The sequence below is a fragment of the Herbaspirillum sp. SJZ106 genome (genome assembly GCF_006715495.1).
GTDB lineage: Bacteria > Pseudomonadota > Gammaproteobacteria > Burkholderiales > Burkholderiaceae_D > Herbaspirillum.
Genome location: NZ_VFNI01000002.1, coordinates 603,749 through 622,518 on the forward strand (window position 1 = coordinate 603,749; position 18,770 = coordinate 622,518).

Here is an 18,770-nt window from a genome sequence, read left to right on the forward strand (position 1 = left end):
TGCCGTTTGGGACTTGTACGCGATCGCCTGCGATCAGAAGATCGGCAGGGTTTCCGGCGCGCTGTCGCGCAGCGCTTTCTTGGCCAGCTCGAATTCGGGGAAGATCGATTGCACCGTGGCCCAGAAGCGCGGGCTGTGGTTCATCTCGCGCAGATGTGCCAGCTCATGCGCGATCACATAGTCGATCAGCGGCAGGGCGAAGTGCATCAGGCGCCAGTTCAGGCGGATGCGGCCGTCGGCGGTGCATGAACCCCATTGCGTGGTGGCAGAGGACAGCGCGTAGGAGCGGTAGGTGACGCCGAGCTTTTCGGCGTAGACGATCAGGCGCTTGCCGAACAGTTCTTCGGCGCGCGCTTGCAGCCAGCCTTGCACGCGGTCCTTCAATTGCTGCTCGCCGGCGTCGGCGGGCAGGCTGACGTTCAGTTCGCGCGCATCCTCGTCGAGATAGACCGCGGCGCGTTGGCCGGCGCGGATGCGCAGCGTGATGTCCGCGCCCAGGTAGGGCAGCGTGGCGCCGTCGCGCCACTGCATCTGCGGCTGCAGGCGGCGTGCCGAGCGCTCGCGGCGCTCATTGAGCTTGGCCAGGATCCAGCGCTGCTTTTCGCGGATGGCGTTTTCGATCTCGGCCAGCGTCACCCATTTGGGCGAGGTCACGCGCAGTCCTTCGTCGCTCACCAGGAAACCGATGGTGCTGCGCTTGGAGCGCAGCAGGACGTAATCCAATGTGTGTTCGCCCAGCTGGATGCGGCGTTTGCCGTCGGCCGGGCGACCGCTCGGCGGCGGCACCAGCGTGGCGGGCGGCGCGACGACCGGGGGCGGCAGCGGCGCGGCATGCACCACCGGCGTGGGCGTGACGATCAGCGGCGGCTGCAGCGTCGGCGACGGCAAGGCCGGGCCGGGATCCTGGATAGGGGTAATCTGTTGCGCGGGCGACTGTCCCTGCTCCGGCTCCGGAGCGAACAAATCCAGTTGCAGCGAAAGCTGGTTGGGATTGGGCTTGGGTTTGCGAAGCAGTTTCAAGGGAGTCGCGGCGTCCTGATATGTCGGTTGGCTATCTGCAAGAACCTGTTGACGATCTCGTCCGGGGTTGCCCAAATACTCTTTCAGGCGGTCTGCGGCGTGGCAAAGCCTCGCCGGGCCAACCGGCCCGGCTACGTTTTACGCCTTGCATTCCATCCTGAAATGACATTTGCTCAACTCCCGGCTAGATCATCAACAGGTTCTAAGACCTGGCCGGATCGACAGGATCGACGGCGGCCTGCCGGGGCGCGTTGTTGTTGTATGCGTCCGGCGAAATCACGCGCATCTCGGATTCTATCCAATTTTCAACGCGCGCGTTGAGCTCGTTGGGCGACAGCCCGGCGGGCGAGATCGGCTTGCCGATCGATACCGTGATGGTGCCCGGTTGCTTGACGAACGAGCCCTTGGGCCAGCGTTCGCCGGAGTTGACGGCGATGGGCACCACCAGCGTATTGGTTTCCACCGCCAGGCGCGAGCCGCCCGCCTTGTATTTGCCTTGCGAGCCGACCCTGGTGCGCGTGCCTTCCGGAAACATCACGATCCATTGGCCGTCGGCCAGCCTGCGGCGGCCGTGTTCCAGCACCTGCGAGAAGGCGTCGCGGCCCTTGCTGCGGTCGATCGGGATCATGCGCAACAGGCCGATGCCCCAGCCGAAGAAGGGGATGTAGGTGAGTTCCTTCTTGAACACGAACACCAGCGGGCGCGGCATGTTGATGACGTAGAAGATGGTCTCCCAGGCCGACTGGTGCTTGGACAGCAGGATCACCGGCGCATCGGGCAGGTTTTCCTTGCCGCGGATCTCATAGCGGATGCCGCAGATGACTTTGGCGCTCCAGATGACGAACACATTCCAGCGCGAGGTCCACCAGTAGCGTTGCGCATAAGGGAAGGGCGCGGACAAGAGGCAGGCGAAGGACCAGATGATGGTGGCCACCGCCATCAGGACCAGGAACACTACCGACCGCAGAATCAAGGTAAGGCGCAAAATACATTCTCCCATGCCGCAGCATGCGTTGTTTGTTGTGATGAAACGGACGGTGCTATACCGACACGTCGACCGGCGACTTGAGGATGAAATCGACCACCGAAGACAGGTTGGGGTAGACCAGCGTACCCGGCGGCAGGCCGCCCTTGGCATGGGTCTTTTCGCCCTTGCCGGTCAGTACCAGGTAGGGCGCGCAGCCGGCCACGAAGCCGGCCTGCAGGTCGCGCAGCGAATCGCCCACGGTGGCCACGCCGCCGCGCAGGCTGATGCCGAAGCGCTTGGCGATCTCAAGGAACATGCCGGGCTTGGGTTTGCGGCAGTCGCAGTTGTCGTCGGCCGAGTGCGGGCAGAAGAACACGGCGTCGATATCGGCGCCGACCTGCTGGGCCGCGGTGTGCATTTTGTGGTGGATGGCGTTGAGGGTCTTGATGTCGAACAGCCCGCGCGCCACGCCGGACTGGTTGGTGGCGACCACCACCCGGTAGCCGGCCTGGTTCAGGCGCGCGATGGCTTCCAGCGATCCCTTGATCGGGATCCACTCGTCGGGCGATTTGATGAACGCGTCGGAGTCGTGGTTGATGACGCCGTCGCGATCGAGGATGATCAGTTTCATGCGGTAGGCTTCCCTTCATGCAATCCGCCGCGCCGGCCTGGGGCCATGCGCGGCGGATCTTCCCGGTATCGGTCTTGCTGATGGATTAGGATTACGCGGCCAGCTTGGAAATATCGGCCACCTGGTTCAGCATGCCATGCAGCTCCGCCAGCAACGCTTGGCGGTTCTTGCGCAACTGTTCGTCTTCGGCGTTGACCATCACGTCGTTGAAGAAGGCGTCGACATTCTGCCGCAATTGCGCCAGCGCCTTCAATGCGCCGGCGAAATCGCCCTTGGCATAGGCCGCTTCCACCTGCGGGCGCGACAGCTGCATGGCCGAGTGCAGGCCCTGCTCGGCGGCTTCGCGCAGCAGGCTGTCCTGCACCTGGCCGTGGCCGTCGATGGCCACGCCTTCGATCTTCTTCAGGATGTTGGTGATGCGCTTGTTGGCCGCGGCCAGCGCTTCGGCTTCGGGCAAGGCGGCGAAGGCCTTGACCGCGTCCAGGCGCTCGACCACGTTGTCCAGCACGGCCGGCTGCTGCGCCACCACCGCTTCGACTTCATTCTGCGCGAAGCCGCGCTCGCGCAGCAGGCCGCGCAGGCGGTCGTACAGGAAGGCCAGCACGTCGGCGCCCGGGTTCTTGAAATTGGCGTTGCCGGCGAACAGTGCGGCCGCGGCCTCCACCAGCACCGGCAGCGACAGCGGCAGGCGCTTTTCGACCAGCATGCGCAGCACGCCCAGGGCGTGGCGGCGCAGCGCGAACGGGTCCTTGTCGCCGGTCGGCTGCAGGCCGATGCCCCAGATCCCGACCAGGGTTTCCAGCTTGTCGGCCAGCGCCACGGCGGTGCCGGTCGCGGTGGCCGGCAGCGCGTCGCCGGCAAAGCGCGGCTGGTAATGCTCGGAGGCGGCTTGCGCGACGTCTTCGGCTTCGCCGTCATGGCGCGCGTAGTAGGTGCCCATGATGCCTTGCAGCTCGGGGAACTCGCCCACCATGTCGGTCAGCAGGTCGGCCTTGGCCAGCAGCGCGCCGCGCTCGGCCAGCGCCACGTCGCCGCTCAACAGGCCGGCGATCTTGCCGGCCAGCGCCTGGACGCGCTCGGTGCGCTGCAACTGGTTGCCCAGCTTGTTGTGGTAGACCACGTTGGCCAAGAGCGGCACGCGCTCGGCCAGCTTTTTCTTCTTGTCCTGCTCGAAGAAGAACTTGGCGTCCGACAGGCGCGGGCGCACCACGCGCTCGTTGCCGCCGATGATGTGTTCGGGATGCGCGGTCTCCAGGTTGGAGACGATCAGGAAGCGCGAGCGCAGTTTTCCGTTGGCGTCGGTCAGCGCGAAGTACTTCTGGTTGGTCTGCATGGTCAGGATCAGGCATTCCTGCGGCACGGCCAGGAACTCATCCTCGAACTTGCATTCGTAGACCACCGGCCATTCGACCAGCGCGGTGACTTCGTCGAGCAGGCTGTCGGGCATCAGCACCTGGTCGGCGCCGGCCTTGTCCAGCAGCGCGGCGCGGATCTTGTCGCGGCGCTCGGCGAAGCTGGCGATGACGCGGCCTTGCGCGGCCAGCGTCTCGACGTAGGCGTCGGGCGCGGCGATCTGCAGCGCGCCCGGCGACAGGAATCGGTGGCCCAGCGTGGTGCGGCCGGCGTCCAGGCCGAGGATGGTCAGCGGCAGCACGGCATCGCCGAACAGGGCCACCAGGTAATGCGCCGGGCGCACGAAATGCACGGTTTCCCCGGCGGCGCGGCCGAACTGGCGCTGGTAGCTCATGACCTTGGGGATCGGCAGCTTGGCGACGGCTTCTTCCAATGCCGCCTGCAGGCCCTGGGCCAGGGCCGAGCCCTTGGCGGTATAGGTGTAGAAGAAGCTTTCGGCCTTGCCGTCCTGCGCGCGTTCCAACTGGTCCGGCGTGATCACGGCGGCGCCGGTGGCGGCGGCCAGGGAAGCCAGCTTCTTGACCAGCGGCGCGGCCGGGCGGCCTTCCGCATCCAGGCCGACTGCGACCGGCAACACCTTTTCGCGGATCGCCTTGTCGGGCGAGGCGGGGCGTACCTTGGTGATGGAGACGGCCAGGCGGCGCGGCGTGGCGTAGGCGGTGGCGGCGGAATCGGATTCCAGGTAGCCGCGGCTTTGCAGGCCATTGAAGATGCCGGCGGCGAAAGCGTCGCCCAGCTTGGCCAGCACCTTGGGCGGCAGTTCTTCGGTGACGAGTTCTACGAGAAGTGTTTGGTTCATGTTGTGTGTCTTGCTGTCTTGCTCGGTGCGCCTGCAATGCCAGGCGCCGGTTCTGTCGTATGCGGTTGCGGCCGCGCTCAGGCAGCGGCCTTGATCCCGGCCTCTCCCAGCATGGGGAAGCCCAGGCGCTCGCGCGACTCGAAATAGGCTTGCGCCACGGCGCGCGAAAGGTTGCGGATACGGCCGATGTAGGCGGCGCGCTCGGTGACCGAGATGGCGCCGCGCGCATCGAGCATGTTGAAGGTGTGCGCCGCCTTGAGCACCTGTTCGTAGGCCGGCAGCGCCAGAGGCACTTCCATCAGGCGCTTGGCTTCGGCTTCGTAGTTGGAGAACAGCGAGAACAGGAACTCGGTGTTGGAGTACTCGAAGTTGAAGGTCGACTGCTCGACTTCATTCTGGTGGAACACGTCGCCGTAGGTCAGCTTCTTCTTGACGCCGTTTTCGATCCATTCGGTCCACACCAGGTCGTAGACGTTTTCCACGCCTTGCAGGTACATCGCCAGGCGTTCGATGCCGTAGGTGATCTCGCCCAGCACCGGCTTGCAGTCCAATCCGCCGACTTGCTGGAAATAGGTGAACTGGGTCACTTCCATGCCGTTCAACCACACTTCCCAGCCCAGGCCCCAGGCGCCCAGGGTCGGGTTTTCCCAGTCGTCCTCGACGAAGCGCACATCGTTTTGCTGCAGGTCCAGGCCCAGCGCTTGCAGCGAACCCAGGTACAGGTCGAGGATGTTTTCCGGGGCCGGCTTCAACACCACCTGGTATTGGTAGTAGTGCTGCATGCGGTTGGGATTTTCACCGTAGCGGCCGTCCTTGGGGCGGCGCGACGGTTGCACGTAGGCGGCGCGCCACGGCTCGGGGCCGATCGCGCGCAGGAAGGTCGCGGTGTGCGAAGTGCCCGCGCCGACTTCCATGTCGTAGGGCTGCAGCAGCGCGCAGCCTTGGGCGTCCCAATATTCTTGCAGCTTGAGGATGATTTGTTGAAATGTCAGCATCTTGTGTGGTTGCCGGAGGAACTGGCGAGGAATTGCTAAAACCTTGAATTTTAGCGTCTTTTGGGCTGTTTGACCCGGTTTCGGGGTGGCCGATTGCAGGCGGGTTTGAACTGTTTCAAGCCTTGAAACAGTTCGGCGTGCCCACTGGCGACTTGTCAGTGGCGGATGCGCGCGGCCTTGTTGCGGCCCCAGGCCACCAGCAGCATCAGCAGGGCCAGCCCGACCACCAGCTTGTTGCCCAGCAGAATGTAGGGCGTCTGGCCGGCATAGCCTTGTACCTGCGCGGCGAGCGTGCCGCGCGTGTAGGGCGGCAGTTCCTCCAGCGCACCGCCGGGCACGATCACGGCGGTAGCGCCGGTGTTGGTGGCGCGCAGCATCGGGCGGCCGGTCTCCAAGGTGCGCATCTGCGAAATCTGCAAGTGCTGCGGCAGCGCGATGGAATTGCCGAACCAGGCGATGTTGGACAGGTTAAGCAACATGCTGGCCTGTGGCTGGCCGGCGCGGTAAGCGTCGCGCAGCTGGCCGGCGATTTCTTCGCCGAATAAATCTTCGTAGCAGATATTGGGCAGCACCCACTGGTCTTTCACGGCGAACGGCGATTGCACGGGGGCGCCGCGCGTCATGTCGCCCAGCGGGATGTGCATCATGTCGACGAACCAGCGGAAACCCAGCGGGATGAATTCGCCGAAAGGCACCAGGTGGTGCTTGTCATAACGATAAGGCGACACCGCCGAGCCGGCTTCGGGGCCGAAGCCCAGCACCGAATTGGCGTATTGCATCGGCGCGTCCGACAACGGAATGCCCAGCGCCAGGTGGCTGCCGCTCGATTGCGCGAAGCGCACCAGGCGCGCCAGGTAGTCCGGCGGCAGTTGCTGGGGCAGCAAGGGAATGGCGGTTTCCGGCGTGGCGATCAGGTCGGCCGGTTCGGCGCTGATCATCTGCTCGTACATGGTGAGCGTGGACACCAGCGCATCGTTGGAGAATTTCATTTCCTGCGGGATATTGCCCTGCAGGAGCCGCACCGAGATCGGCTGGCCTTGCGGCGTGGTCCAGGCCACCTGGCGCAGCGCCAGCCCGCCGGCCCATAACGCCAGTACCGTAGCCAGCGGCACGCCGATGCGGATGGCCGCGCCGGCGGCGCCCTTGCGGCGCATTCCCTGCCACAGCAGCGCCAGCGCGCCGGCCGCCAGCGCGGCGATCCAGCCCACACCATAGACCCCGCCCACGGCCGCGAAACCGGCCAGCGGCCCGGCGGTGTGCGCATAGCCGGACACCAGCCAGGGAAAGCCGGTGAAGATCCAGCCGCGCGCCCATTCGGACAAGGCCCACAGCGCCGGCAGCATCAGCAGGCCCATCGTCAGCGGCGACGACGACCAGTGCTTGCGCAGCCAGCCGGCCAGCGCCATGGCGCCGCCGGCGTACAGGCCGAGGTACAGCGCCAGCAAGGCCACCGCCAGGGCCGCCATCCAGGAGGGCATGCCGCCATAGTCGTGCATGCTGATGTACAGCCAGTGCACGCCGGCCGCGGCCCAGCCGAAACCGTACAGCCAGCCCAGCAGGAAGTGCCGGCGCGCGCCGGCCTGGGGGGAAACGATGGCCTGGTGGAACAGCCAGGCCAGCGCCGCGATCTGCAGCGGCCACAGCCTGAACGGCGCGAATGCGAAGACGTTGGCGGCGCCCGCCAGGATCGGCAGCAGCAGCGGCAGCAGCGCGGCCGGGCCGATGCGGTCGCGCGCGGGGGCTTCCCCGCGTTGTTCAGGAGTGTTGTTCGGGACGGGGGAATTCACGCTGGACAGTGCCGGGAGAGCGGGATTATTCGTCTTCCGCTGCCGCAGACGGCAGCTTGGACACCAGCAGGACATGCACCTGGCGAGCGTCGGCGCGCAGCACTTCGAAATGCAGGCCGTCGATGTCGAACTCGTCGCCCTTGCGCGGCACACGGCCGAGGTGGTTGGCGACCAGGCCGCCGATGGTGTCGGCATCCTCGTCTTCGAGGCGGCAGCCGACCTCGTCGTTGAACTGTTCGATCTCGGTGAGCGCCTTGACGCGCCAGCGCGCGCCGTGGGGGCCATCCTTCAGGGCCAGCACGTTGTCTTCGGCCTCGTCGAAATCGTACTCGTCCTCGATGTCGCCGACGATCTGCTCCAGCACGTCCTCGATGGTGATCAGGCCGGCCACGCCGCCGTATTCGTCGACCACGATGGCCATGTGGTTGCGGTTGGCGCGGAAGTCGCGCAGCAGCACGTTGAGGCGCTTGGATTCGGGGATGAAGATGGCCGGGCGCAGCATGTCGCGCACGTCGAACGATTCTTCGGCGTAGTAGCGCAGCAGGTCCTTGGCCAGCAGGATGCCGACCACCTTGTCGCGTTCGCCGTCCACGGCCGGGAAGCGGGAGTGCGAGGTCGACAGCACGTCGGGCATCCAGGTTTCGATGGGCTTGCTGATGTCGATGCTGTCCATCTGCGAACGCGGCACCATGATGTCGCGCGCGGCCAGGTCGGAGACCTGGAACACGCCTTCGATCATCGACAGGGCGTCGGCGTCGATCAGGTTGCGTTCGTGCGCGTCATGCAGCACCTCGAGCAACTCTGCACGGTTTTCTGGTTCGGGGGAAATCAGGGCGGTGAGACGTTCAAACAATGAACGGTGGGGTTTAGCGTCAGACTTGACGCTACTAGGGTGTTCTTGCATGGCGTTAGGCGCGAGCCCGACGTAGTTTTGAAGAGGCATAGGATACAACAATTATGTGACAAGTCCACTAAACCGCCGCAAGTCCAGGCATGGCGCGGCTTGCGCGCAGATGCCGTCAGTTGCATGCCGGAAACTGGAAAATCCCGCCTGTTGCCGCCATCCGGGCAAAAAAAAAGCCGGCCACGCTCGCGCGTGCCGGCCATTTCCGCGCATCGGCGCTCAGCGTCCGGCGTAAGGGTCGGCAAAGCCCAGCCCGGCCAGCAATTCGGTCTCCAGCGTTTCCATTTCGACCGCGTCTTTCTCGTCTTCATGGTCGTAGCCCTGCGCATGCAGCACGCCGTGCACCACCAGGTGGGCGGTGTGCTCAATGACGCTCTTTTTCTGTTCGGCGGCCTCCTTCTCCAGCACGTCGGTGCAGAAGATGATGTCGGCCTGCGTCACTTCGCTGTCTTCATCCTCTGTATAGGCGAAGGTCAGCACATTGGTGGCATAGTCCTTGCCGCGATAGTCGCGGTTCAGCGCGCGGCCTTCGTCGGCATCGACGAAGCGCAGCGTCAGTTCGGCCGGGGCGAACAGCGCGGCCTGCACCCAGCGGCGCAGCATGGGGCGGGTGACGGTGTCTTTCAGGCTGGCGTCGGCGTATTGCACCGACAAGGCGAGCTTAGGTTTTGCGGACATTGCGGGGCTTGGCTGCTTTGGTCAGGAGGTTGGTGGCCGCGCGCGCGGTGCTGCGGGCGGTGTCGGGTTTCGGGTTGTTGTGCCCATCGTAGGCATCGACGATGCGCGCCACCAGCGGATGGCGCACCACGTCGGCGCTGGTGAAGCGCGAGAAGGCGATGCCGCGCACATTGTGCAGCACCGTCAGCGCATCGACCAGGCCGCTCTTCTGGCCGTGATGCAGGTCGACCTGGGTGACGTCGCCGGTCACCACCGCCTTGCTGCCGAAGCCGATGCGGGTCAGGAACATCTTCATCTGTTCCGGCGTGGTGTTTTGCGCCTCGTCCAGGATGATGAAGGCATGGTTCAGCGTGCGGCCGCGCATGTAGGCCAGCGGCGCGATCTCGATGGCCTGCTTCTCGAACAGCTTTTGCGTGCGGTCGAAACCGAGCAGGTCGTACAGCGCGTCATACAGCGGACGCAGGTAGGGGTCGACCTTCTGCGCCAGGTCGCCCGGCAGGAAACCCAGGCGTTCGCCGGCTTCCACCGCCGGTCGGGTCAGTACGATGCGTTGCACCGAATCGCGCTCCAGCGCATCCACCGCGCAGGCCACGGCCAGGTAGGTCTTGCCGGTGCCGGCCGGGCCGACGCCGAAGGTGATGTCGTGTTCCAGGATGGCGTTGAGATACTGGCTCTGGTGCGGCGTGCGGCCACGCAGGTCGTGCTTGCGGGTCTTCAGGATCGGGCTGTCGGGGATGGCCTGTTCATCGGCCGCGGCCGTTTCTTCCGCGGTCGGCGCCTCCGCCTTGCGCGCGCGGCGAACGCTGGCGCTCAGCGGCGGCAATCCGGCTTCTTCATCGGCGGCCGCATTGGCGCGCTGTTCGACCAGCGTCAGCTGGATATCGTCCAGCGACACCGCGCGGTCGGCGCGTTCATAGAAGCGCTCCAGCACATCCACTGCGCGTTCGGCGTTAGTGCCGGTGACGATGAAACGGTCGCCGCGGCGGAAGATGGTCACATCCAGCGCGTTGGAAATCTGCCGCAGGTTTTCATCCAGCGCCCCGCACAGGTTGGCCAGGCGCCGGTTGTCCAGCGGTTGCGGGATGAAGTGGTGCGGCTGGTTGGGGATCTTTTTCAATGAGGGGTCCGGTCTTTGTTTGGCTATTGTTTGACGACGATCTCGCCGCGCAGCGAGAACGGGAATGCCTGCAGGATGGTGACATCGACCATCTGGCCGACCAGGCGCGCGCCGTTGGGGCCGCCGTCGAAGTTGACCACGCGGTTGTTTTCAGTACGGCCTTGCAGTTCGTTGGGGTCGCGCTTGGAAGGGCCTTCGACCAGGATGCGCTGCACGCTGCCGAGCATGGACGCGCTGATCCTGGCGACGTTGCCGTTGATGACCGCCTGCAGGCGCTGCAGGCGTTTCAACTTGACTTCCTGCGGCGTGTCGTCGGCCAGGTTGGCGGCCGGGGTGCCGGGGCGCGCGCTGAAGACGAAGGAGAAGCTGTTGTCGAAGCCGATGTCGTCGATGAGCTTCATCAGCGCCTCGAAATCCTCTTCGGTCTCGCCGGGGAAGCCGACGATGAAGTCGGACGACACCGTGATATTGGGACGCACCTTGCGCAGGCGGCGGATCACCGACTTGTATTCGATGGCGGTATAGCCGCGCTTCATCGCCGCCAGCGTGCGGTCCGAGCCGTGCTGCGCCGGCAGGTAGAGGTGATCCACCAGCTTGGGCACCTTGGCGTAGGTATCGATCAGGCGCTGCGAGAATTCCTTGGGATGGCTGGTGACGAAACGGATGCGCTCGATGCCGGGCATTTCGGCGATGTATTCGATGAGCAGCGCGAAGTCGGCGATCTCGCCGTCTTCCATGGCGCCGCGGTAGGCGTTCACGTTCTGGCCCAGCAGCGTGATTTCCTTCACGCCCTGGTCGGCCAGGCCGGCCACTTCGGTCAGTACATCCTCGAAGCGGCGCGAGACTTCCTCGCCGCGGGTGTAGGGCACCACGCAATAGCTGCAATACTTGCTGCAGCCTTCCATGATGGAGACGTAGGCGGTGGCCCCTTCCACGCGCGCCGGCGGCAGGTGGTCGAACTTCTCGATCTCGGGGAAGCTGATGTCGACCTGCGCGCGGCCGGTGTAGCGGCGTTCGGTGATCATCTGCGGCAGGCGGTGCAGGGTTTGCGGGCCGAACACCATATCGACATACGGCGCGCGCTTGACGATGGCTTCGCCTTCCTGCGAAGCCACGCAGCCGCCCACGCCGATGAGCAGGTCGGGATTCTTCTTCTTCAGCTCGCGCAGGCGGCCCAGGTCGGAAAACACCTTCTCCTGCGCCTTTTCGCGCACCGAGCAGGTATTGAGCAGGATCACGTCCGCGTCTTCGGGACGGTCGGTCTTGACCAGGCCTTCGGCGACGTTGAGCACATCGGCCATCTTGTCCGAGTCGTACTCGTTCATCTGGCAGCCGAAGGTTTTGATGAATACTTTCTTTTGCATAAATCTCAATCAAGCGTAGGGCGCGAGGGAAGATGCATGTGGGATGCGGGCGCCGGCAAAGGGAGGCGGTCGGGCCGGTCGGCAGTGCGAGGGCGGGCGCGGCGCATGGCATCCGATGCGATGCCTGCGGAGCCTGCCGGCGCGGTGGGCGAGCCATTCCTCAAAGGCTGGCGATTATAGCACCTGATGCCTGGGGCGAGCCCGTCCGAGGCGGCCTTGGCGGGGCGCCGGAGCATGCGCGCAACAGCTTGGGCAGGCGGTGTCCGGAGGGTGTCGATATGGCAACATTCAAAGACCGCCCGGCATGCTCAGGTCGCTGCCGGGGCGTTGCCTGCCGCGGATCCGCCGGTTCAATGTGTCCATTGCAGGAAAAGCTGCGGAGCAGGGCATGATGGGCTCGCTGTGCGCAGGGGAGGCGATGCGCAAGCGTGTGTCAGCCAGCCTTTTTCTTTTTCGCCGCCGCTTTGCGCGCCGGCGTTGCCTTTTGTCGTTGCGGCTGCGGCTGCGGTTGTGGCTGCAGTGCGGCCGGGACCGCAATCGAAGCCTTCAGGAACCACGACAGGACCGATTCGGCCGTCTTGGCGTCCACCATGCCCGGTGCGCAGCGGTGCGAAAAGCTCACGCCTTCGCACAAGGCCATCAGGCCGATGGCGATCTCGCGCGGCGGCGCTGCCGGCGGGGTGCCGGTCAGTTTGGAAAACATCTCGACGAATTCGGCGATCTGGCGATAGCGCTCTTCCAGGAAACCGTTGAATTCGGTACGGAATTTCTCGTCGCGCAAGGCGACGATGCGCGCTTCCATCCACAGCAGGCTGCATTTGTCTCCCTGGTACAACTGGGAGTAATGGGCGGCAACTTCTTCCTTCAGGGCCAGCGGATCGTCGGTCGGGCCGCCCAGCATGCGGTGGAACTCCTGGTCGATGCCTTCGCCTTCGCGGCGCAACAGTTCGAAGAACAGCTGGGTCTTGTCGTCGAAGTTGGAATAGAAGGCGCCGCGCGAATAACCGGCCGCGGCGCTGATGTCTTCCACGCTGGCTAGCGGGAATCCCTTTTGCATGAAAACGGCGTGTGCAGCGTCCAGCAGCCTTTCCCTGGTCTGCTCCCGGCTTTGCTCGCGGCTGAGTCGTTGGCGTGTCATGGGGGAAATTTTAGCATTGATGAATCCAAATACAATGTTGCATTTGAATTCGTATATGAATTAGAATGCCGGAAATCCGAAGCGCTTGCCTTCGGGGATTCGGAGCGCGCGGCGATCCGGACATCTACCTTCCATGAAAGGACCGTCGTGAAGATTGCTCTCCATTCCCGCCATTCCCGCTTGCGCAGCTTGCCTGCGCGCGTTGCCGGCGTGCGGCGCCTGGCGCCTTCGGTGCTGGCGCTGTCGCTGGCATTGGCCCTGGGGGCCTGCAGCAAGCCGGCGCCGGTGGCTGAAGCGCCGCGCGAAGTGGTGGTCTTGCAGGCCCAGCAGCGTAACGCTGCGCAAGTGCTGCACCTGCCGGCCGAAGTGCAGGCGCGCTTTGTCACGGCGATGTCCTTCCGGGTGGCCGGCCAGTTGGTGGAGCGCCGCGTGCATCTGGGCGATGCGGTGCGCAAGGGACAGGCGGTCGCGCGCTTGGACCCGGCCGATGCCGAACACAATGCCGCCAGCGCGCGGGCCGACCTGGCCTCGGCGCGCCAGCATCTGGATGCGGCCGAAAAGCAGCTCAAGCGCGATACCGAGCAGGCGCGCGAGAACCTGATCAGCACGCAACAGCTGGAGCAAAGCCAGGATGCCCATGCGGCGGCGCAGGCCCAGTTCAAGGCGGCCCAGGCGCGCGCGGCGGTGGCCGGCAACCAGCGCGACTATACCGTTCTGCTGGCGGAACACGATGGCGTCATCAGTGCCGAGCAGGCCAATACCGGCGACGTGCTATCGGCCGGCCAGCCGGTGTTTTCGCTGGCCTGGTCCGGCGCGGTGGACGTGATCACCGACGTGGCCGACAACCAGGTCGCGGGCATCCGGCCGGGCGCGCCGGCCACCGTTACGTTGCCGGCCTTGCCGGGGCGCAGCTTCGGCGGCCGCGTGCGCGAGGTCAGCCCGGCGGCGGATCCGCAAAGTCGCACCTACCGCGTCAAGGTCACGCTGGAACAGCCTGACGCAGCGCTGCGCCTGGGCATGACCGGCGAAGTCGCCATCGCACCGGAGGCAGGCCAACGGCAAGCCGCGCCGGTCATGGTGCTGCCGGCCACGGCCCTGTTCCACCAGGGCGACAAGCCCGCGGTGTGGATCGTCGGCGGCGACGGCAAGCTGGAATTGCGGGCGGTGACGGTGGCCGCCTATGGCGAGCGCAGCATCTCGCTGGCGCAAGGCGTGGGCGCCGATGACAAGGTCGTGGTGCAAGGCGTGCATACGCTGACCGCCGGCGAAAAGGTCAAGCCCATCGCGCCGTTGCATGCCGAGGACTTCGCACTATGAGCGCGCCTGGCCGTTTCAATCTCTCTTCCTGGACCCTGCAGCACCAGGCGCTGGTGACCTTCATCCTGGCGCTGGTGACGTTGTTGGGCGTCGGTTCCTACACCAGGCTGTCGCAGTCGGAAGACCCGCCGTTCACCTTCAAGGTGATGGTGATCCAGACCGACTGGCCGGGCGCCACCGCGCGCCAGGTGCAGGAACAGATCACCGATCGCATCGCGCGCAAGCTGCAGGAAACGCCGGACGTGGATTTCCTGCGCAGCTATTCGCGCCCGGGGCAGTCGCAGCTGTTCTTCACCATCAAGGACACGGCGCCTGCCGCGCAGGTACCCAAGACCTGGTACCAGGTGCGCAAGAAGGTCGGCGACATCGCCGCCACCTTGCCGCAGGGCGTGCGCGGGCCGTACTTCAACGACGAGTTCGGCGACGTCTATACCAACATCTACGCGCTGGAAGGCGACGGCTTCACGCCGGCGCAACTGCGCGACTATGCCGACCAGCTGCGCGGCGAGCTGCTGCGCGTGCCCGGAGTGGGCAAGATCGACTATTTCGGCGACCGCAACCAGCACATCTACATCGACATCGGCAACGCCAAGATGACGCGCCTGGGCATCAGCCCGCAGCAGCTGGCCGATGCCATCGGCGGCCAGAACGCGGTGGTGCCGGGCGGCCTGGTCACCACCGGCAACGACCGCGTGTATGTGCGGCCCACCGGCCAGTTCGAGGATGTCAGCGCGATCGAAAACAAGATCGTCCACATCAACAACCGCAACTTCCGCCTGGGCGACATCGCCACCATCCGGCGCGGCTATGACGAGCCGCAGGAGCAGGAAATGCGCTCCAACGGCAAGCCGGTGCTGGGCATCGGCGTGACCATGCAACCCGGCGGCGATGTGATTCGCCTGGGCAAGGCGCTCGATGCGCGCACGGAGGAGCTGCGCAAGCGGCTGCCTGCCGGACTGGCACTGACGGCGGTGTCCAGCATGCCGCACGCGGTGGAGAAATCGGTGGACGATTTCCTCGAAGCCGTGGCCGAGGCGGTCGCCATCGTGCTGGTGGTCAGCCTGGTGTCGCTGGGCATCCGTACCGGCATGGTGGTGGTGATCTCGATCCCGATCGTGCTGGCGGTTACCGCCTTGTTCATGGACATGTTCGACATCGGCCTGCACAAGGTCTCGCTGGGCACGCTGGTGCTGGCGCTGGGCCTGCTGGTGGATGACGCCATCATCGCCGTGGAGATGATGGCGGTGAAGCTGGAACAGGGCTGGAACCGCCGCCGCGCGGCCGCCTTCGCCTATACCAGCACCGCCTTCCCGATGCTGACCGGCACGCTGGTGACGGTATCGGGCTTCCTGCCGATCGCGCTGGCCAAGTCGGGCACCGGCGAATACACCCGCTCGATCTTCGAAGTCTCGGCCATCGCCTTGCTGCTGTCCTGGCTGGCGGCGGTGGTGCTGATCCCGCTGCTGGGCTACCACATGCTCAAGGAGAAACCCGGCGCGCTCACCGACGAGCAGATCGCCGCCAATCCGCATGCCGGCCATGACGAGGAAGACCACGACCATCCGATCTACCAGACCAGGATCTACACCCGCCTGCGCAAGATGGTGGCCTGGTGCGTGGCCCATCGCGGCCGCGTGGTGCTGGCCACGACCTTGCTGTTCCTCGGTTCGCTGGCGGCGTTCGGCCTGGTGCCGCAGCAGTTCTTCCCCAGCTCGGACCGTCCCGAATTGCTGATCGACCTGCGCCTGCCGGAGCGCGCTTCCTTCGAGGCCACCCAGCGCGAGGCGCAGCGCATGGAGGCGGTGCTCAAGGGCCGTCCGCAGATCGACCATGTGGTCAGCTTCGTCGGCACCGGCGCGCCGCGTTTCTACCTGCCGCTGGACCAGCAACTGCCCAGCGCCAATTTCGCGCAATTCGTGGTCACGGCCAAATCGGTGGAGGATCGCGAGGCCCTGGCCCGCGCGCTGGAAGAGCCGTTGCGCACCCAGTTCAGCGGCCTGCGCACGCGCCTGACGCGGCTGGAGAACGGCCCGCCGGTCGGCTTCCCGGTGCAGTTCCGCGTCAGCGGCGAGCAGATCCCCAAGGTGCGCGCCATCGCCGAGCAGGTGGCGGCCGAGATCCGCAAGGAGAGCCGCGCCACCAATGTGCAGTTCGACTGGGATGAACCGGCCCAGCGCTCGGTGTCGTTCGAAGTGGACCAGAAGCGCGCCGGCGAACTGGGGCTGACCTCGCAGCAGATTTCCAACTTCCTGGCCATGCAGCTGTCCGGCTATACCGTGACCCAGTACCGCGAGCGCGACAAGCTGATCAGTGTCGACCTGCGCGCGCCGCGCAACGAACGCGTCGATCCATCCCGCCTGTCCACGTTGTCCATGCCGACCGCCAACGGCCCGGTGCCGCTGGCCGCGCTCGGGCAGTTCCGCAATACGCTGGAATACGGCGTGATCTGGGAACGCGACCGCCAGCCCACCATTACCGTGCTGGCCGACGTGCGCGCCGGCGTGCAGGGCATCGACGTCACCAACGCAGTCAACGGGAAGCTCAATGCGCTGCGCGCCGAACTGCCGGTGGGTTACCGCATCGAGGTCGGCGGCCCGGTCGAGGAAAACGCCAAGGCGCAGTCCTCGATCTCGGCGCAGATGCCGCTGATGGTGATCGCCGTGCTGCTGTTGCTGATGGTGCAGCTGCAAAGCTTCGGCCGCACCATGATGGTGGTGCTGACCGCGCCGCTGGGCCTGATCGGGGTGGTGGGCGCGCTGCTGCTGTTTCGCCAGCCGTTCGGTTTCGTCGCCATGCTGGGCACCATCGCCATGCTGGGCATCATCATGCGCAACTCGGTGATCCTGGTGGACCAGATCGAACAGGACATCGCCGCCGGCCGCGGCCGCTTCGACGCCATCGTCGGCGCCACCGTGCGGCGCTTCCGCCCCATCACGCTGACCGCGGCGGCGGCGGTGCTGGCGCTGATCCCGCTGTTGCGCAGCAACTTCTTCGGCCCGATGGCCACCGCCCTGATGGGCGGCATCACCATTGCCACCGTGCTGACCCTGTTCTACCTGCCGGCCTTGTATGCGCTGTGCTACCGGGTCAAGCCCAATGAAACCCACCACGGCGACGCGGCAACGCAAGGGAGCCACTGATGCGTACTCATGAAATGTTCAAGCCGCAGCGGCTGACCCTGCTGGCGATGCTGGCCTTGTCGGCGCTGTCGGGTTGCGCCCTGGGCCCGAGCGGCGATGCGCCGGCCATGCCGCAGCCCGACCATTACGCGGTGGAAGCCACGCCGGACGCCATCGGCCCCGACGGCGCCCGCCAGCAATTCGTGCTGGGCCAGCGCGCCGTGCCGCAATGGTGGCAGGCCTATGCCTCGCCCGAATTGTCGGCCTGGGTGGAAGAAGCCCTGCAGCACAACCATTCGCTGGCGCAGGCCGAACGCAGCCTGGCCGGCGCCAAGGAGCAACTGCGCGCGCAGATCAACGAATCGCTGTGGCCCACCATCGACGCGGTCGGACAAGCCACCCGCCAGCGCGCGCTGGGCCTGCCCACCATGGGGCCGCCGACCAACCTGTACAACGTCTTTGCCGGCGAGATCAATGCCAGCTATACCTTCGACCTGTTCGGCGTGGAGCGCTACGCCAACTCGGCGCTGGCGGCCCAGGTCGATGCCCAGTCCTATCAGTTCGACGCGGCGCGCCGCACGCTGGCCGCCAACGTGGTGATCGCCGCCATCAATGCGGCCTCGTTGCAAGCACAGGTCGTGCAGACCGAACGCTTGGCGGCGCTGGCCGACACCGATGCGCAAGAATTACAGCGGCGCGCCGCAATCGGCGCGGTGGCGGCCGACGATGTGCTGGCCGCCCAGGCCAGCGCGCAGTCGCTGCGCGCCAGCCTGCCGGGATTGAAATCGCAATGGCAGGCCACGCGGCATGCGTTGGCGGTGCTGATGGGGCGTACGCCGGATGCCGCGCCGGCAGACCTCGATATCGCCGCCTTGCGCCTGCCCGAGCGTGTGCCGCTGTCGGTGCCGTCGGACCTGCTGCGCCAGCGCCCCGACATCCTGGCGGCCGACGCCGCGCTGAAAGTGGCCGCCGCGCAGGAAGCGCTGGCCACGGCCGAGATGTTCCCCAGCCTGTCGATCAATGCCTCGTTCGGGCAATCCGGCTTCAGCTGGCCCAAGGCCACCGGCGCCGCGGGCGCGGTGTGGGGCATCGGCGCCTCCATCACGCAACCGATCTTCCACGGCGGCGCCCTGCGCGCACGCCGGCGCGCCGCGCAGGAAGCCTATCAGGCGTCGCAAGACAATTACCGGCAGACGGTATTGAACGCCTTCCAGAACGTGGCCGACAGCCTGGTAGCGCTGACCCATGACGCCGACGCGCTGCAGGCGGCATCGGCCGCGCGCGGCCACAGCGAGCAGACCTGGCGCAATGCGCAAAGGAAGACCTCGTTGGGCGCGGTTGCCCCGAGCGCCGCGCGCGCCGGCGAGCGCCAATACCTCAATGCGCGCCTTGGCGAAATCCGCGCCACGGCGACGCGGCTGGCCGATACGGCCACCCTGTTCCAGGCCATGGGGGTGAGCATTGATGTGCAGGAGGGGGCTGCGCAGGAAAAGCGTTAGGACAAGACGACGGCAGTCTTGG

The 18,770-nt window shown here is 65.9% G+C and carries 14 protein-coding genes; 3 read left to right on the plus strand and 11 right to left on the minus strand.

The genetic code is table 11. The features are described from left to right. Positions 1–33: 33 nt before the first annotated feature. From FB598_RS08020 to FB598_RS08070, 11 genes are all read right to left on the minus strand, one after another. Positions 34–1,020, minus strand: coding sequence for a M48 family metallopeptidase (locus tag FB598_RS08020; RefSeq protein WP_141913673.1), 987 nt, complete (start codon positions 1,018–1,020; stop codon positions 34–36). Positions 1,021–1,222: 202 nt separating this feature from the next. Beyond that, the gene (locus tag FB598_RS08025; protein WP_141913672.1) at positions 1,223–2,020 is read right to left on the minus strand and encodes a 1-acyl-sn-glycerol-3-phosphate acyltransferase; all 798 of its coding nucleotides are present in this window, start codon (positions 2,018–2,020) and stop codon (positions 1,223–1,225) included. Between the two features lie 40 nt (positions 2,021–2,060). Next, positions 2,061–2,618, minus strand: coding sequence for a D-glycero-beta-D-manno-heptose 1,7-bisphosphate 7-phosphatase (gene gmhB, locus FB598_RS08030; protein ID WP_141913671.1), 558 nt, complete (start codon positions 2,616–2,618; stop codon positions 2,061–2,063). 91 nt (positions 2,619–2,709) lie between these two features. Then, entirely contained in the window at positions 2,710–4,830 is a 2,121-nt protein-coding gene (glyS, locus tag FB598_RS08035; RefSeq protein WP_141913670.1) for a glycine--tRNA ligase subunit beta, read from the minus strand. Positions 4,831–4,907: 77 nt separating this feature from the next. Then, positions 4,908–5,825, minus strand: a complete 918-nt coding sequence (glyQ, locus tag FB598_RS08040; RefSeq protein ID WP_141913669.1) for a glycine--tRNA ligase subunit alpha — start codon at positions 5,823–5,825, stop codon at positions 4,908–4,910. A gap of 155 nt (positions 5,826–5,980) precedes the next feature. Further along, positions 5,981–7,612, minus strand: coding sequence for an apolipoprotein N-acyltransferase (gene lnt, locus FB598_RS08045; RefSeq protein ID WP_141913668.1), 1,632 nt, complete (start codon positions 7,610–7,612; stop codon positions 5,981–5,983). A 25-nt stretch (positions 7,613–7,637) separates the two neighbouring features. Further along, a complete protein-coding gene (locus tag FB598_RS08050) occupies positions 7,638–8,516 on the minus strand; it encodes an HlyC/CorC family transporter (RefSeq protein WP_141913667.1) in 879 nt (292 codons plus the stop codon). A gap of 219 nt (positions 8,517–8,735) precedes the next feature. Beyond that, positions 8,736–9,194: an rRNA maturation RNase YbeY gene (gene ybeY, locus FB598_RS08055; RefSeq protein WP_141913666.1), complete on the minus strand. Its 459-nt coding sequence runs from the start codon at positions 9,192–9,194 to the stop codon at positions 8,736–8,738. Next, entirely contained in the window at positions 9,178–10,311 is a 1,134-nt protein-coding gene (locus tag FB598_RS08060) for a PhoH family protein (RefSeq protein ID WP_141913665.1), read from the minus strand. The genes ybeY and FB598_RS08060 overlap by 17 nt, the downstream gene beginning before the upstream one ends. 23 nt (positions 10,312–10,334) lie before the next feature. Further along, the gene (miaB, locus tag FB598_RS08065) at positions 10,335–11,675 is read right to left on the minus strand and encodes a tRNA (N6-isopentenyl adenosine(37)-C2)-methylthiotransferase MiaB (RefSeq protein WP_141913664.1); all 1,341 of its coding nucleotides are present in this window, start codon (positions 11,673–11,675) and stop codon (positions 10,335–10,337) included. A gap of 433 nt (positions 11,676–12,108) precedes the next feature. Then, positions 12,109–12,813: a TetR/AcrR family transcriptional regulator gene (locus FB598_RS08070; protein WP_141913663.1), complete on the minus strand. Its 705-nt coding sequence runs from the start codon at positions 12,811–12,813 to the stop codon at positions 12,109–12,111. Between the two features lie 231 nt (positions 12,814–13,044). Between FB598_RS08070 and FB598_RS08075 the strand changes: the two genes are divergently transcribed. From FB598_RS08075 to FB598_RS08085, 3 genes are read left to right on the plus strand one after another with little or no spacing between them, the layout of a single operon-like run. Then, a complete protein-coding gene (locus tag FB598_RS08075; RefSeq protein WP_141914199.1) occupies positions 13,045–14,130 on the plus strand; it encodes an efflux RND transporter periplasmic adaptor subunit in 1,086 nt (361 codons plus the stop codon). Then, positions 14,127–17,270, plus strand: coding sequence for an efflux RND transporter permease subunit (locus tag FB598_RS08080; protein WP_141913662.1), 3,144 nt, complete (start codon positions 14,127–14,129; stop codon positions 17,268–17,270). The genes FB598_RS08075 and FB598_RS08080 overlap by 4 nt, the downstream gene beginning before the upstream one ends. After that, positions 17,270–18,748, plus strand: a complete 1,479-nt coding sequence (locus FB598_RS08085) for an efflux transporter outer membrane subunit (protein ID WP_141913661.1) — start codon at positions 17,270–17,272, stop codon at positions 18,746–18,748. Before FB598_RS08080 ends, FB598_RS08085 begins: the two co-directional genes overlap by 1 nt. Positions 18,749–18,770 lie beyond the last annotated feature (22 nt).

Excerpts from the sequence above, each read along its gene's own strand:
- FB598_RS08025 (WP_141913672.1), bottom strand. The coding sequence starts at position 2,020 with ATGGGAGAATGTATTTTGCGCCTTACCTTGATTCTGCGGTCGGTAGTG.
- gmhB (WP_141913671.1), bottom strand. The coding sequence starts at position 2,618 with ATGAAACTGATCATCCTCGATCGCGACGGCGTCATCAACCACGACTCC.
- glyS (WP_141913670.1), bottom strand. The coding sequence starts at position 4,830 with ATGAACCAAACACTTCTCGTAGAACTCGTCACCGAAGAACTGCCGCCC.
- glyQ (WP_141913669.1), bottom strand. The coding sequence starts at position 5,825 with ATGCTGACATTTCAACAAATCATCCTCAAGCTGCAAGAATATTGGGAC.
- FB598_RS08050 (WP_141913667.1), bottom strand. The coding sequence starts at position 8,516 with ATGCAAGAACACCCTAGTAGCGTCAAGTCTGACGCTAAACCCCACCGT.
- ybeY (WP_141913666.1), bottom strand. The coding sequence starts at position 9,194 with ATGTCCGCAAAACCTAAGCTCGCCTTGTCGGTGCAATACGCCGACGCC.
- miaB (WP_141913664.1), bottom strand. The coding sequence starts at position 11,675 with ATGCAAAAGAAAGTATTCATCAAAACCTTCGGCTGCCAGATGAACGAG.
- FB598_RS08070 (WP_141913663.1), bottom strand. The coding sequence starts at position 12,813 with ATGACACGCCAACGACTCAGCCGCGAGCAAAGCCGGGAGCAGACCAGG.
- FB598_RS08080 (WP_141913662.1), top strand. The coding sequence starts at position 14,127 with ATGAGCGCGCCTGGCCGTTTCAATCTCTCTTCCTGGACCCTGCAGCAC.
- FB598_RS08085 (WP_141913661.1), top strand. The coding sequence starts at position 17,270 with ATGCGTACTCATGAAATGTTCAAGCCGCAGCGGCTGACCCTGCTGGCG.